This window comes from Flavivirga aquimarina (assembly GCF_030540835.1).
GTDB lineage: Bacteria > Bacteroidota > Bacteroidia > Flavobacteriales > Flavobacteriaceae > Flavivirga > Flavivirga aquimarina.
On record NZ_JAUOEK010000132.1, the window covers coordinates 1 to 214 of the forward strand.

Annotated in this window: 1 pseudogene; it reads right to left on the minus strand. The window is 42.5% G+C overall.

Features of this window, described 5'->3' with window-relative positions:
- A pseudogene (locus Q4Q35_RS22520) lies at window positions 1-214 on the minus strand (IS1182 family transposase); the annotation flags it as partial.

Below are 214 nucleotides of genomic sequence, written 5' to 3' on the forward strand. Positions count from 1 at the left end.
ATCCCTGCCGGTTCTTTATCCATAGCACTGATATGACGGATTTGATGCAAATGAGCTTCTAGATCTTCTTTTGAAACTTTAAGCTCTAAAGTGTCCATCGAAGCATTGGCTTTTACTGGTGCAGAGTCTATGGCCTGGGTGTGACCGCTGACCATTCCCTTTTCTACACACATAGCAAGTACTCTAGTAAAAACGTCTTCAAAGACAGTTTCTG